Source organism: Niveispirillum sp. KHB5.9 (assembly GCF_048066115.1).
Taxonomy (GTDB): domain Bacteria; phylum Pseudomonadota; class Alphaproteobacteria; order Azospirillales; family Azospirillaceae; genus Niveispirillum.
In genome coordinates this window covers 290,545-305,166 of the sequence record NZ_JBLTYX010000001.1, presented here as the reverse complement: position 1 = coordinate 305,166, position 14,622 = coordinate 290,545, and the positions used below count along the sequence as shown (strand labels likewise).

At 64.2% G+C, this 14,622-nt stretch carries 14 protein-coding genes; 5 read left to right on the top strand and 9 right to left on the bottom strand.

Features of this window, described 5'->3' with window-relative positions; genetic code table 11:
• Positions 1–2: 2 nt before the first annotated feature.
• From rutD to ACM9HJ_RS01285, 5 genes are all read right to left on the bottom strand, one after another.
• Positions 3–776, bottom strand: a complete 774-nt coding sequence (rutD, locus tag ACM9HJ_RS01305) for a pyrimidine utilization protein D (protein ID WP_416569861.1) — start codon at positions 774–776, stop codon at positions 3–5.
• A complete protein-coding gene (gene rutC, locus ACM9HJ_RS01300; protein WP_416569860.1) occupies positions 776–1,165 on the bottom strand; it encodes a pyrimidine utilization protein C in 390 nt (129 codons plus the stop codon). Before rutC ends, rutD begins: the two co-directional genes overlap by 1 nt.
• A gap of 6 nt (positions 1,166–1,171) precedes the next feature.
• Complete coding sequence (gene rutB / locus ACM9HJ_RS01295) at positions 1,172–1,915, bottom strand: pyrimidine utilization protein B (RefSeq protein ID WP_416569859.1); 744 nt, start codon at positions 1,913–1,915, stop codon at positions 1,172–1,174.
• Positions 1,912–2,991, bottom strand: coding sequence for a pyrimidine utilization protein A (gene rutA / locus ACM9HJ_RS01290; protein WP_416569858.1), 1,080 nt, complete (start codon positions 2,989–2,991; stop codon positions 1,912–1,914). Before rutA ends, rutB begins: the two co-directional genes overlap by 4 nt.
• A 200-nt stretch (positions 2,992–3,191) precedes the next feature.
• Complete coding sequence (locus ACM9HJ_RS01285) at positions 3,192–3,614, bottom strand: NUDIX hydrolase (protein ID WP_416569857.1); 423 nt, start codon at positions 3,612–3,614, stop codon at positions 3,192–3,194.
• A gap of 237 nt (positions 3,615–3,851) precedes the next feature.
• On the opposite strand from ACM9HJ_RS01285, the gene ACM9HJ_RS01280 reads away from it, so the two are divergent.
• From ACM9HJ_RS01280 to ACM9HJ_RS01270, 3 genes are read left to right on the top strand one after another with little or no spacing between them, the layout of a single operon-like run.
• Complete coding sequence (locus ACM9HJ_RS01280) at positions 3,852–4,505, top strand: DUF47 domain-containing protein (protein ID WP_416569856.1); 654 nt, start codon at positions 3,852–3,854, stop codon at positions 4,503–4,505.
• Between the two features lie 12 nt (positions 4,506–4,517).
• Positions 4,518–5,513 (top strand): anion permease, encoded by a 996-nt coding sequence (locus ACM9HJ_RS01275; RefSeq protein ID WP_416569855.1) that lies wholly within the window; start codon positions 4,518–4,520, stop codon positions 5,511–5,513.
• A gap of 46 nt (positions 5,514–5,559) precedes the next feature.
• Positions 5,560–6,453, top strand: coding sequence for an alpha/beta hydrolase (locus ACM9HJ_RS01270; RefSeq protein WP_416569854.1), 894 nt, complete (start codon positions 5,560–5,562; stop codon positions 6,451–6,453).
• A 141-nt stretch (positions 6,454–6,594) separates the two neighbouring features.
• Here ACM9HJ_RS01270 and ACM9HJ_RS01265 read toward each other — a convergent pair whose 3' ends face one another.
• The gene (locus ACM9HJ_RS01265) at positions 6,595–8,523 is read right to left on the bottom strand and encodes a TonB-dependent receptor domain-containing protein (RefSeq protein WP_416569853.1); all 1,929 of its coding nucleotides are present in this window, start codon (positions 8,521–8,523) and stop codon (positions 6,595–6,597) included.
• Between the two features lie 222 nt (positions 8,524–8,745).
• On the opposite strand from ACM9HJ_RS01265, the gene ACM9HJ_RS01260 reads away from it, so the two are divergent.
• Both ACM9HJ_RS01260 and kynA read left to right on the top strand, forming a co-directional pair.
• Positions 8,746–9,912, top strand: a complete 1,167-nt coding sequence (locus ACM9HJ_RS01260) for a diguanylate cyclase (RefSeq protein WP_416569852.1) — start codon at positions 8,746–8,748, stop codon at positions 9,910–9,912.
• A gap of 72 nt (positions 9,913–9,984) precedes the next feature.
• Positions 9,985–10,818 (top strand): tryptophan 2,3-dioxygenase, encoded by an 834-nt coding sequence (gene kynA / locus ACM9HJ_RS01255; protein WP_416569851.1) that lies wholly within the window; start codon positions 9,985–9,987, stop codon positions 10,816–10,818.
• A 4-nt stretch (positions 10,819–10,822) separates the two neighbouring features.
• On the opposite strand, the gene ACM9HJ_RS01250 is transcribed toward kynA, so the two are convergent.
• From ACM9HJ_RS01250 to ACM9HJ_RS01240, 3 genes are all read right to left on the bottom strand, one after another.
• Entirely contained in the window at positions 10,823–12,277 is a 1,455-nt protein-coding gene (locus ACM9HJ_RS01250) for an NCS1 family nucleobase:cation symporter-1 (RefSeq protein ID WP_416569850.1), read from the bottom strand.
• A gap of 120 nt (positions 12,278–12,397) precedes the next feature.
• Complete coding sequence (locus ACM9HJ_RS01245; protein WP_416569849.1) at positions 12,398–13,090, bottom strand: hypothetical protein; 693 nt, start codon at positions 13,088–13,090, stop codon at positions 12,398–12,400.
• A 107-nt stretch (positions 13,091–13,197) separates the two neighbouring features.
• Complete coding sequence (locus ACM9HJ_RS01240; protein ID WP_416570533.1) at positions 13,198–14,478, bottom strand: aspartate aminotransferase family protein; 1,281 nt, start codon at positions 14,476–14,478, stop codon at positions 13,198–13,200.
• Positions 14,479–14,622 lie beyond the last annotated feature (144 nt).

Here is a 14,622-nt window from a genome sequence, read left to right as displayed (position 1 = left end):
GATCACGCCCGCAGGAATCCCACCACCGCCTCGTTGAACCCGTCCGGTTCCACCACATTCACCGCATGCCCGCCGAAATCGGTCAGCACCAGCTTGGCATCCGGCAGCCCCTCCACCAGCCGCAGCGACCGGCTGTAGGGCACCAGAAGGTCATCCTTGGTGGCCACCACCAGGGTCGGCGCCGTCACTTCCCCCAACCGCATATCCACGTCGAAGGCGCGCAGGGCGGCAATCCGACGTCGGATATTCACCTCCCCCTGGAAATGCGCGATCCCGTGCACCTCCTCCGCATCCAGCCGGCTGGCATTCTCCGCCATCCAGATGGCGGGATAGAGGAACAGGGGCTGGGCCTTCACGAACATCGGCACGCCGGATTTCGCCAGCAGTTCCAGGCGCACATCGAAGCAGCGGCCGGAATGCGGGTCGGCCTTGCTCCAGGCATTGATCAGCACCAGCCGGTCGATCCGCCCCGGCGCGCGCAGCGCCAGGTCCAGCCCGATCAGCCCGCCCAGCGCATGGCCCATCAGGCTGAACCGTTCCACACCCAGCCGGTCCGCAATCTCCAGCACATCATCGGCCATGGCGGCGATGCCGCCACCCTCCGGCACCGTCCCGCCCGTGCGGCCCGTGCCGCGATGATCGTAGGTCACGACCTTGAAATGGGCGCCAAGCGCCGGGATTTGCGATGCCCAGTAACCGGCCGACCCGCCCAGACCCGATGACAGGATCAGGACCGGGGCGTCCGCATCGCCGCGGCCATGGATTTCCACATGCATCAGATTTTCCCGATATGGGCCACCGTGGCGATCTCCACCAGTGCATCGGGCTTCACCAGCCCGCACTGGATGCAGTACCGCGCCGGCTTGTCACCGGGGAAATACTCGGCATAGACCTTGTTGACGGCCTGGTAATTGGCCCAGTCGGTGATGAAGATGTGGTTCATGGTAACGTCTTCCATCGTGCCGCCGGCCGTTTCGATCACCGACTTGATGGTTTCCAGCACATGGCGGGTCTGGGCCCCGGCATCGCCGACATGCACCACGTCATTGTTCTTGTCGAACGGCAGCGTGCCGGAGACATAGACGACGCCATCGGCCAGCGTACCGGGCGAATAAGGCGCGATGGGCTTCTGCGTGCCCACGGGCACGATGATCTGCTTGGGCATTCCTGATCACTCCTGTCCGTCATTATCGATGGGGGCGGCCTGCGAGATCACCCCGCAGAAATCATCCACACTGGCCACCCAACCGAAGAACTTCTCGACATTATAGACGGTGGCCTGCTGGATGAAGTCCGGCCCCAGATGATGGGTCGCATCCTCCAGCATCACCCCGAAATATTCCAGATGGAAGGCATCGCGCAGCGAGCTTTCCACGCAGACATTGGTGGCGATGCCGACAAACACCAGGTTGCGGATGCCGCGCGCCCGCAGCACCGAATCCATGTTGGTGTTGAAGAAGCCGCTATAGCGGGTCTTCGGCACCAATATGTCCCCAGGTTGGGGCTGCAGCTCATCGACGATGGCATAGTCCCAGGTGCCTTTGGCCAGCAGCTTGCCCTGCAATTCCGGCCGCGCCCGCATGGTCTTCAGCGCGTTGGATTTGTGCCAGTTGGGCGAGCCCGGCCCGCCGGCCTCGACATAGTCGCTGTCCCAGCCATTCTGGAAATAGACCACCAGCACACCGGCGGCACGGGCCGCATCCAGCGTGCGCTTGATATTGGCGATGGTACCCTTGGCCCCGGCAATGTCGAACCCGGCCAGATCGACATAGCCACCCTCCGTCGAGTACGCGTTCTGCATATCGACGACAACGACGGCCGTTTCCGACGGTTTCAGCGTGATGGGTTCCGGCCGCGCCGGCAAGGTGACGGATTTCGACCGTTCCGGCGGCGGGGTGTAACCGGCGGTGCTCATACGCCCGCCTTGATATGCTGACGGCATTTCATCAGCGGCTGGATGCGGGTGCCGAAATCCTCCACCCCCTTGACGAAATCATCGAAGGTCAGCAGCACGCCGCCGGTCCCCGGCACCGTCGGCACCTCGTCCAGCAGCCGCGCCACCGTCTCGTACGACCCGACGATGGTGCCCATATTGATGTTCACCGCCGACACCGGATCGGCCATCTGGCGCACATTGGTGTCGGACCCGGACTTGGTATCCGCCGCCCCCTGCACGCCCAGCCAGGCGATGGCCTCCTGGTCGGCACCCGCCTTGTAATGTTCCCACTTGGCGCGAGCGGCCTCGTCCGTCTCATCGGCGATAACCATGAACAGGACGTAGGAAGAGACATCACGGCCGGTCTTCTCCGCCGCCACCCGCATGCGCTCCACCGTGGGGGCGAAGGCGGTGGGCGTGTTCACCCCCATGCCGAAGCAGAAATTATAGTCGGCATATTGGGCGGAGAACGCCATGCCGGCATTGGACGATCCCGCACAGATCAGCTTCACATCCGCCTGCGGCCGGGGCGACAGGCGGCAATCATCCATCGTGAAATACTTGCCCTTCAGGTCGCTGCACCCCGTCCCCCACAGCTCACGCAGGATCGTGGCATATTCGGCCAGATAGTCGTAGCGGTTGGCGAAATGCTCGTCCCCGGGCCACATGCCCATCTGCGAATATTCCGGCCGCTGCCAGCCCGTCACCAGGTTCACGCCGAAACGGCCATGGGAGATGCTGTCGATGGTGGCCGCCATGCGGGCCACGATGGCCGGCGGCATGACCAGGGTCGCGGCGGTGGCGTAGATCTTGATGCGGCTGGTCACGGCAGCCAGCCCGGACATCAAGGTGAAGCTTTCCAGGTTATGGTCCCAGAACTCGGTCTTGCCGCCGAAACCGCGCAGCTTGATCATCGACAGCACGAAGTCCAGCCCGTGCTTTTCCGCCGACAGCGTGATCTGCTTGTTCAGATCGAAGCTGGGCTTGTATTGCGGCGCGTTCTCCGACAGCAGCCAACCATTATTCCCGATGGGAATGAAAACACCGACTTCCATCCTGCCTCCCCTGAAAAGCAATAGCGGGCCGAAACCTGGGAAAGCGTTATCGCATCGCAGATTTCGTGCCAGAGGTCCGATAATCGCGGAAATTCAAGGAAACGCCGGCAAACCCATGGCCGGACAAAGAACAGGCTACGCCTGTAAAACGGGCTTTGCCAGGAAAAGCGGCATATTGCATGGAAAGCAGGCCAGGATTCTCAATCCTCCCACTTCACCGCCAGCTTCTGGAAGATATCCACCAGCCCCGGCTCGCTGATCAGCACCACGGCCTCCGCCGGGGACAGCCAGCGGCGCTCGCGCTGTGTGCGTTCCGGCCAGTCGGGCAGCTCCGCCGTCACTTCCAGCGCATAGACACTGACATCGCAGGTGACACAGCTGCCGTCATCCAGGCGCTTGTCGTATTCGTAAGATCCGACGGGCTTCTTCTTGACCTTGCCGCGCACGCCCGCTTCCTCGAACGCTTCGGTCGCGGCCATGTCCTGCGGATCGACATTCTTCTTGGCCCAGCCCTTGGGAATGATCCAACGCCGCGTCTCGCGCGAGGTGACCAGAAGGATCTGCGGGCCGGTCGGGGTCATGCGATACGGCAATGCCGCATGCTGGATCTTACGCGCACTCATCGACTTAGACTACACCTCGCACGAACTGCCTGAATGCCACCCGTTCATGGAGCCGACGGGCAATCTGTCAGAATGCTGTTAAAGCATGAAATTCCGGTAAAGATAGATCGGCTTAAGTCATGACTGTTTTATGACATTAACATTACAATCCCACGTCGATCAATGGTACAGCAGGGCCCAGGCTGCGGCGTCCCCGTCGGCAGCACCCCATTGCGACTGCGTTGATCGGGATAGAAGATGCTGAGCCTGTTCCGGGCCATGATGCCCCGCGAAGAGCGGTTTTTCGACCATTTCACCAACCATGCCCGTCTGGTCCTGGTCGCCGCCGAAGCGCTGCGCGATCTGGTGAAGAACGGCGATCAGCTGGAGATGCGGTTTCAGCGCATCCATCAGGCTGAAAACGACGCCGACAAGATCACCAAGGAGATTCAGGCGGCCGTCCACCGTTCCTTCATCGTGCCCTTCGACCGGTCCGACATCCAGGATCTGGCCAAGCGCATGGACGACATCATCGACCTGATCCAGGACGTCGCCCGTCACATGACGGAAGCCGGCCCGATGGAATACACGGCCGAGATGCATGCCCTGTCCGACCTGATCGTGCGCGCGTCGGCCATCCTGCCGGAATGCCTGCCCAAGCTGCGCGACATTCCCCGCCATGTGGCGGAAATGACCCGCATGACGCGGGAACTGTCGGAACTGGAAAGCGACAGCGACCGTATCCTGCGCGCCGGCAAGGCGCGGCTGCGTCAGGAAAGCGGCGGGCTGGATGCCCCCATCACCTATCGCCAGGCGCTGATCCGCGAGATCCTGGAACTGATGGAAGCCGTGCTGGATGCGGGCGAGGATGTCGCCGACATCATCGACAGCATCATCGTCGACAATGTCTGATCGGCGCACCCCATGGAACTGATCTCCCTGCCGATCCTGATCGGCCTGATCGCCCTGGCGCTGGCGTTCGATTTCCTGAACGGCCTGCATGACGCGGCGAATTCCATCGCCACCGTGGTGTCGACGCGCGTGCTGTCGCCGCGCAACGCCGTGATCATGGCGGCTTTCTTCAACTTCATCGCCTTCGTGTTCTTCGGCACGCATGTCGCCAACACCATCGGCAAGGGCATCGTCGATGCCAACGTCATCGATGCGCCGGTGATCTTCGCCGCCCTTATGGGGGCCATCTTCTGGAACCTCGTCACCTGGTGGGGCGGCATCCCCTCCTCCTCCTCCCACGCGCTGGTGGGTGGTCTGGTGGGGGCGGGCGTGGCCAAGGCCGGCGTCGATGTCGTGGGATCGGGCCTGATCAAGACGGCGGTGGCCATCGTCGTCTCGCCCACGGTCGGCTTCATCCTGGCCATCACCCTGATGGTCATCGTCTCCTGGACCTTCCGCCGCTTCTCCCCGTTCAAGGTGGACAAGATCTTCCGCGGGCTCCAGATCGTCTCGGCCTCGCTTTACAGCCTGGGCCATGGCGGCAACGACGCACAGAAGACCATGGGCATCATTGCCGTTCTGCTGTTCAGCCAGGGCTACATGCCCGACGGGTTCCACGTGCCCTTCTGGGTGGTGATCTCGTGCCAGGCCTGCATGGGCCTGGGCACCTTGTTCGGCGGCTGGAAGATCGTGAAGACCATGGGGTCGCGCCTGACCGACCTGAAGCCGGTCCATGGCAGCTGTGCGGAGACGGCGGGCGCCATCACCCTGTTCACGGCGACATATCTGGGCGTACCCGTCAGCACCACCCACACCATCACCGGCGCCATCGTCGGTGTCGGCTCCGCCCGTCGCGCATCGTCGGTGCGCTGGGGGCTGGCCCAGGGCATCCTGGTGGCCTGGGTGCTGACCATGCCCGCCGCCGCCGCCGTAGGTGCCGGTTTCTATTGGTTGACGCGGGCACTGTGACGCCGCCACCATGGCCGGCCTGCGTTACAGGAGATCAGCGATCATCATGCGTCGTTTCCTTGCCCCGCTTTGCGCGCTTTTCTTCACCACGCCCACCCTTGCCGCCGACCTGCCGCCGCTGCTGACCTACAAGGAACTGTCGGCGCGGCCCAAGGAGGCCGGCGGGGTGCGCATTACCTATGGGGCGCAGCCGCAGCAGTTCGGTGAACTCTGGCTGCCCGGGGGGAACGGGCCGCATCCGCTGGTGATCCTGGTGCATGGCGGCTGCTGGCTGGCCGAATATGAAGGGTTCGACCTGATGGGTCCCATGTCGGCGGCGCTGCGTGATCAGGGCATCGCCGTCTGGAATATCGAATACCGCAAGCTGGGCGAAGCGGGCGGCGGTTATCCCGGCACGTTCCAGGATGTGGCCGCCGCCGTGGACCATGTCCGCACCCTGGCCCACACCTATCCGCTGGACCTGGACCGTATCGTGCTGTCAGGCCATTCGGCCGGTGGACACCTGTCGCTCTGGGCGGCGGGGCGCGGCAGCCTGCCGGCCGACAGCCCGTTGAAGGTCAAGGATCCGCTGCCGGTTCGCGGCGTGGTGTCCCTGGCCGGCATCGTCGATCTGCGGGATTACCATGCGCGCGGACCCGATGCGTGCGGCGGGCCCGGCACCATCGACCGGCTGATCGGCAGCGCCGAGCGGCCGGGCAACCCGTTCGCCGATACCTCCCCCGGCGAAGCGCCGGTCAAGGATATCCCGCTGACACTGGTATCGGGCACCCGCGACGCCATCGTGCCGCCCGGCTTTGCCCAGCATTACGCGGCCAAGGCGGCGGGGCCGGAGCTGCGCGAGCTGGAGATCGACGGGGCCGGGCATTTCGAGCTGATCACACCGCAATCCGATGCTTGGCCCGTGATCCAGGCGGATATCCGCGACCGGTTGCGGCGATAGCGGTTTTCGGGTGACCGAAAACCGCTCCGGCGGCGACTGCCGCCGCGGCGCACGTGCGCCGTGAAGCCAAGCCGCGGATGCGGCGCCGGCGCTTGAGGAACCGAAAAACTAGAGCATGTTTCCGGTGACCGGAAACATGCTCTAAAACCGCGTCGTCACCGCCACCCGCCAGGCCCGACCGGTCAGCGGCTCATACTCCCCATCGCCATTGACGTCCAACCCATAGGCGTTGAACAGGTTCTGCACCTGGGCGCGCACGGAAACCTCCCGTCCCCACACATCCACATCCCGGCGCAGGCCCAGATCGACCAGCGTGTAATCCGGCGCATCGGCCAGATTGTCGCCACGCGCCGTGGTCTTCGCCCGGTGGTCCACAGTCATGTCCAGCGACAACCCGTCCAGGAAGTCCGGTGCATAATCCAGGCTGGCCTGCCATTGCAGTTTCGTCTGCCCCACCGGCCGCCGCCCGATCAGTCCGTCCCGCACCTCCGGCCCCTTCACCACCGGGTCCAGCAGCACGGCCCCCAGCACGACCGACAGGCCGGGTGCCGGATTGCCGGACAGCGACGCCTCCACGCCGCGATGCCGCACGCTGCCCAGGAACCCGTAGACCCCGTTTCCATCCACCCCGTCATAGGGCCGGCGCACATCGAAGGCGGAGCTGGTCAGCACCATCGACCCCAGCCCCATGCGCACGCCCAGCTCGCGCTGCGTCGTCTTCACCGCCGGCAGCACCGCATTGCGGTTCACCGCCGTGATCGGCGCCGATCCGCTTTCCTCCAGCCCGCGTGAATAGCTGGCATAGGTGACCAGGCCATTGTCGAACCGCCAGGCGGCGACGGCATTGTACAGCCAGGGCGCCGAGGACCCGTGCGCCCGCCCGCCGGCGCCCGGCCGCGTCGTCTTGGCATAATCGGCCTTTTGCAGCCCGGCACCGAAATCCAGCCGCCCGTCCCAGGACAGGTTATAGGCCAGGCCCAGCGTGTATTGCTTCACCCGGTCCCCATCCTGCGGCACATCGAAATCCACCTCGGGCCGTGTCACGGGGGGCCGGCTGTCCATGGGCCAGGGGCCGTAATCGACCTCCACATCACCGCCCTTGCGGCTTTTCTTCGACAGGCCACGCCCGGCCAGACTCAGCGTATGGCCCGCCTTGCCGTCCAGCCATTGATAGGCCAGCGACGCCTCCCCCGACAGGGCGGCATAGCGGGTGGCCGGCAGCAGGACATGCAGCATCTCCCCCTGCCGGTCCGCATCCACCACCATCAGGGCGAATGCGTCATAGGGCAGGCGATGCACCGACCGGAACAGGCCCGCCCGCGCCACCAACCCGTCGGCCAGACCCGCATCCAGGATCAGGCCCTGGTTCTCCGTCTCGTACGCCCAGTCGGCCCAGGGCAGGCTGTGATCCACGCCCCGATCCACGCGCGGCGGCAGATAGGGGCCGTTGGGAAGGTAGCTTGGCACCACCTCGCTGTCATGCATGCGGTCCCAGTCGGCGAACGCCGTGACCTCCACATCCTCGCCCAGCCGGACACGCGGCACGAAACCGGCCGACCAGCTGCGATAATCGCCGCCGAAACCGCCATTATGGTCCGGACTGCCCGCCACCCCGGCCGCCAGGCGGAAGCGCTCATCGGCAGAGACATAGCCGGTGTCCAGCTCCATATAGGGCGATGTGAACGGATCGATGCCCAGCGTCAGCTCCGCCCCCGTCTCATCCGGGTTGCGCAGGGCCAGATCGGCGATGCCCGATGGTGCCGGAAACAGCAGGCCGACGGTGTTCAGCCCCACGCGGATGCTGGACGCCTCCACCACCCGGTCGGACAGTGCACCCTGCTGGGAGATGTAAAGCCCCTGCAGGCGGATATTGCCGGCGCTGTCGGGACTGAACCCCCGGACATTGCCTTCATCGTAAAGCCCGATGGATTCGGTGCCCACGCGCAGGCCGAAGGCATCGGCGGCATTGCGCACGACATTGTCGTCACCGGCATTCTGCGCCGCCGCCAGGGGCGCGCAGACCAGCAACGCCGCGGCCGACAGGGCCGGCGCACGCCTGGAAATCATCATGGGGAACATAAGGACCGCTGCCTGTTCTTGGTTAACGTTTTGCTTTGGCAAATTGGGAGTGCCTATAGCACAGGCAAAACCCATCCGCCATCGGATATATTAAGTCGCCGGAGCCCCCGCCCCGGTGGTTCCATCAAAACCTATGCGATTGGACTGTTTCCCCAATCGTCGCCTGGGTTTAGTTGATGGAGGGATATTTGTGTATGGGCTGGGGAGGGTACATTGACCGCGGATCGCCATGTGGTGGGCCGGCTGACGGCCGGCTATGTGATCGCACTGACGCTGATCGCGCTGCTGTCGGGTGGCGTGCATCTGCTGCTGGACAATGTCATCGCCGAACAGCGCGACGCCGCCACCATCATCAATATCGCCGGGCGCCAACGCATGCTGTCGCAGCGCATCACCCTGCTGGGCACCGACCTGCGGCAGGGGGATGAAACCGCGCGCCAGCCGCTGGTCGACGCCATCATGCTGATGCGCCGGTCGCAGGACGCACTAGTCCATGGCAATGACCTGGGCATCTCCAACCCCCTGTCGAAGGAAGCGTCGGCGCATTATTTCGACGGGCCGGTGCCGCTGGATGGGGCCGTGCGCGCCTTTCTGGGCGATGCCGCGCTGTTCGCCGAAACCGGAGACGCCGCAGCCTATGCCCGGTTCCACACCGCCGCGCGCAGCACGCTGCTACCGGCCCTGGACCATGCCGTCACCATCTTCGAGACGGAGGCCAATGGCCGCACCCATTGGCTGCGGGAGGCGCAGCAGGTGGTGCTGGCCATCCTGCTGACCACGCTGCTGGCCGAGGCCTTCTTCATCTTCCGGCCCATGGTGACACGCATCCGGCTTTATGCAGGGCGCCTGTTCGATCTGGCCACGCGCGACGGGCTGACCGGCCTGCCCAACCGCCGCTTCCTGGTCGACAGTGGCGAAGGGGCCATCATCCAGACACGGCGCGATGGGACGGAGCTTTCCTGCCTGCTGGTCGATCTCGACCATTTCAAATCCATCAATGACCGGTTCGGCCATGCCACGGGCGATGCCGTGCTGATCCGCTTCGCCGAACTGGCCCAGACCGCGCTGCGCCAGGGCGACATGGTCGGCCGCACGGGTGGGGAGGAATTCGCCATCCTGCTGCCCGGTGCCGGAGAGGCCGGGGCCCTGCTGGTGGCGGAAAAGCTGCGCGCCATGCTGGAGGCCGACCGCAGCGACATCCACCCCCCTTTCACCGCCAGCATCGGCGCCACCACGCTGGCGCCCGGCGACCGCGGCCTGGACGACCTGATGTCGCGTGCCGACGCCGCCCTGTATGTGGCCAAGGGCCTGGGCCGCAACCGGGTGCGGTTCGAGGCGGCGCAGCCGCCGGAGCCGCGTGGCGTGGTCAGCATCGCCTGACCCTCCTCCTATTGACGGGCATCGTTGCAGATGAAATGGTCCCGGCAGTCCAACCCTGCCGGTGCCATTGCCATGAAGCCCAACGCCGTCGATCTTTCCCAGGAAGGGGTGCATCAGGCGCCCGACCTGTCCTATGGCGCCTATCTGGGGCTGGACCAGCTCCTCTCCTGTCAGCATGCGCGGTCGGGGGAACATGACGAACTGCTGTTCATCATCATCCACCAGTCGTCGGAACTGTGGATGAAGCTGTGCCTGCATGAGCTGGCGGCGGCGCGGGAGCAGATACGGCAGGACGATCTTGGCCCCGCCTTCAAGATGATCGCGCGTGTGGCCCGCATCCAGCAACAGCTGATCCAGGGCTGGGACGTGCTGTCGACCATGACGCCCGCCGATTACAGCCGCATCCGTCCGCATCTGGGCCAGAGCTCGGGGTTCCAGTCCTACCAGTACCGGCTGCTGGAATTCATGCTGGGCAACAAGAATGCCGGCATGGTCACCGTGCATCAGGGACTGCCCGACCTGCATGAGCGGCTGGTGACGGCGCTGAACAGCCCGTCGCTGTATGATGAATGCCTGGCACTGCTGTCCCGCCGCGGCTTCACCATTCCGGACACGGCACTCAACCGCGACTGGTCACAGCCCTATCAGGGGAGCCCGGCGGTCGAAGCCGCCTGGACCGCCGTCTATCGCGACCCGCATGCGCATTGGGAACTCTATGAGCTGGCGGAAAAGCTGGTGGACCTGGAATACCGGTTCCAGCAATGGCGCTTCAGCCACATGAAGACCGTGGAACGCATCATCGGCTATAAGAAGGGCACCGGCGGCACTGGCGGCGTCTCCTATCTGGTGAAGGCACTGGACCTGTCCTTCTTCCCCGAACTGCTGAGTGTCAGGACGGCGCTGTAACCGTTCAGCCCCGCCACCGTATCAGCACCAGATACACAACCGCCGAAATCCCCAGCCCCACGAACCAGGCGTAATTGTAGATCTCAACAAAGAAGCCCGGCACGCCGCCGAAGGCACCGGGAAAGGCCGCGTGCAGGAAGCCCGGCAGGTTGGGCAGCACCGCCACCACGAAGGCGATCAGCGCCGCCGGGTTCCACCCGCCCTTGAACCCATATTCCCCCTCGATCTCGAACAAAGCCGGCACGTTCAGCACCTGTTTGCGGATCAGCCAGTAATCCGCCAGCATGATGCCCAGCAGCGGCCCCAGCAGCGCGCCATAGCCGATCAGCCAAGTGAAGATATAGCCGTCCGTCGTCTCGATCAGTTTCCAGGGCATCATGACGATGCCGATACCGGCGGTGATGTAGCCGCCGGTTGCGAAGCTGACATGGCGGGGGAAGATGGCGGAGAAATCATAGGCAGGACCCACCGTGTTGGCCGCCAGGTTCACGCACAAAGTATCGATGGTGATGATGATCAGGCCGATGGCCACCGCAATGCCTTCCAGCCGGCCGGCCAGATCCACCGGGTCCCACACCGCCTCGCCATAGATGATGATGGTGGCCGATGTCACCGCCACCGACACGAAGGCCAGCAGCGCCATCGGGATGGGCAGTCCCACCGACTGGCCCAGCATCTGGTCCTTCTGGCTTCTGGCGAAACGGGTGAAGTCGGGGATGTTGATGGCCAGTGTCGACCAGAACCCGACCATGGCCGTCAGCCCCGGCCAGAACACGGCCCAGAACTGCCCCTCCTTCGCCCCGCCGGTCACGAATTGCGATGGGGCGGACAACAGATGCCCGAACCCGCCCGCCTTGTCCCAGGCCCACCAGAGCAGGGCCAGCATGATGAGTATCTTCAACGGCGCGGTCACCGTTTCGATCCAGCGGATGCTGTCCGGCCCACGCCTGATGAACCAGAGATGCAGGGCCCAGAAGAACAGGAAACAGACCAGTTGCCCCGGATCGATGCCCAGCCAGCCGATCTTGTCACCGGCCAGCGCACCGCCGGTCATGATGTTGGCGATGGCATAGATGGCGCTGCCGCCCACCCAACATTGGATGCCGAACCAACCGCAGGCGATCAGCGCCCGCAACGCCGCCGGCAGCTTGTTGCCGCGCGTGCCGAAGCTGGACCGCACAATCACGGCGAAGGGCAAGCCATACTTGGCGCCGGAATGCCCGATCAGCACCATGGGCACCAGCACCACCAGATTGCCGGCCAGCACGGTCCCCACCGCCTGCCATGCCGACATGCCCTGCTGGATCAGGCCCGAGGCCAGCAGGTATGACGGGATGCACATGACCATGCCGATCCATAGCGAGGCATAGTGGATCCAGTTCCAGGTCCGCCGCTCCGGCGGTACCGGCGCCAGATCTTCGTTCCAGATGCCCGAACTGGTATCGACCGGTCCCGTCATTCCCCTGCACCTTATTCGTGGATAGAAACGCCATGTTCCATCCGTTCTCTCAAGTTTCGCATATGGTTAATGCGAATGGTCAAGTGGAATGAAGGACAGGGGTGTTTCCATCGCCCTGGGTCACTGCGGATCGGTCTGCGACAACCGACCCGCCAGCAGGGTCTCCAGCTTGGTCGCTGATCGTTCCAACGCTTCGCGGATCATCCGATAGCGTTCCCGCTGCAGCCGCTGGGCCACTAGTCCTTGAAGCCGCCTGATGGTATCAGCTGTATCTTGGCTACCCACCGCCTCCGCGATCCGTGCTGCCGCCACCAGTTTCACCTGCCACCGGCGGTGCCACAGGAACGGGGGAAGCTCCGGACGCATCCGGTTATTGAGATAGGAGAGGGAAAGCAGGGCACCGACGCGCAGCATGGGTCGCGCCGCCAGACCCACGCATTCGGTCAGCAGAGCCGTACCGGTATCATCCTTCATACAGTAGAGCGCGTGGGTATAGGCGCCCTCCGCTTCCGGCTTGATATCGGCGGGTTTCGTCGTGAGCAGGAAGGCGTCGAAATGGTCATTGGGATGCTCCGACATGAAGTCGAAGACCCAGGCGCAGTTGAACTGGTCACGGTCGCCGCGTGCCATGTTGATGACGCAGCCAATGACCTCGTCATTGACCAGGTCATTGGGGAAGGTCGCCAGCTTCTCAACCGCTTCGCCACGTATATAGGACTCCCTGGAATCCATCAAAGCCACCAGGATATCCCTGGATTGCTCTCCGGGTTGCAGGTTTTCGATCAGGTCGAATGTGCTGCAGGCATAGTTCATGGGCCGCGCTCCGCGCAGATGCAGATCAGGCTTCACGCGCGCCAAAAAGGCGCGCGTGGCGAGTGCTTCTGGGCCTTGGGGGATTCCCACAGCCCGACCTGTAGATGTCAGTCGACCGTTGTCAGCGAGTCGCGGATGATTTGGACAATCTGATCCACCTGGGCCCTCTCCACGATCAGCGGCGGCGACAAGGCGATGATGTCGCCCGTCGTGCGGATCAGCAAGCCCTTTTCAAAGCATTTCAGGAAGGTGCTGAAGGCCCGCTTGGTCGGCTGGCCGGCCAGCGGCTCCAGCTCGATGGCGCCGATCAGGCCGAGATTGCGGATATCGACGACATGGCGGGCATCCTTCAGCGAATGCACCGCGTCGGCCCAATAATCGTTGAGGTCGGCGGCGCGGGTCAGCAGCCCCTCCTCCTTATAGACCTTCAGCGTCGCCAGACCGGCGGCGGCGGCCAGCGGGTGGCCGGAATAGGTGTAGCCGTGGAACAGCTCGATCACATGGTCGGGCCCGGTCATGAAGGCGTCGTAGATGTTCTTCTGGAAGAACACCGCCCCCATCGGCACCGTGGCGTTGGTCAGGCCCTTGGCCGCCGTGATGATGTCCGGCACCACGCCGAAATAATCGGTGGCGAACGGCGTGCCCAGCCGGCCGAAACCGGTGATGACCTCATCGAAGATCAGCAGCAACCCATGCTTGTCACAAATCGCGCGCAGCCGTTCCAGATAGCTCCTGGGCGGCACCAGCACGCCGGTGGAACAGGCCACCGGCTCCACGATCACCGCAGCGATGGTACTGGCATCATGCAGGGCTACGATGCGCTCCAACTCGTCCGCCAGATGGGCACCCCATTCCGGCTGCCCGCGGGAGAAGGCCTGTTGTGACCGATCATGGGTATGCGGCAGGTGATCGACGCCGGGCAGCATGGTGGCGAACGCCTTGCGGTTGGTGACGATGCCACCCACCGAAATGCCGCCGAAGCCTACACCATGATAGCCGCGCTCCCGCCCGATGAAGCGGGTGCGCTGCCCCTCGCCACGGGCCCGGTGATAGGCCAGGGCCACCTTGAGTGCGGTATCCACCGCCTCCGACCCGGAATTGGTGAAGAACACATGGTCCAGGCCGGGTGGCAGCAGCGCCGTCAGCTGCGATGCCAGGTCGAAAACACCGGGATGGCCCATCTGGAAGGCCGGGGCATAGTCCATCTCCGCCGCCTGGGCCTGGATCGCCTTCACGATCTCCGGCCGGCAATGGCCGGCATTCACGCACCACAGGCCCGCCGTACCATCCAGTACCTGGCGCCCGTCATCGGTGCGGTAATACATGCCGCTGGCCGAAACCAGCATGCGCGGGGCCTGCTTGAATTGCCGGTTCGCGGTGAACGGCATCCAGAAGGCGTCGAGATTGTTGGTGGACTGATGCGCCGCTGCGGTCACGACACCGCTCCATGGTTGTTACAAGTGGTCATAGGATGACATAGAAGTCACTTGCCGTGTGCATGAACTTGGCGGATGACAACCCTTAAGGCCCTG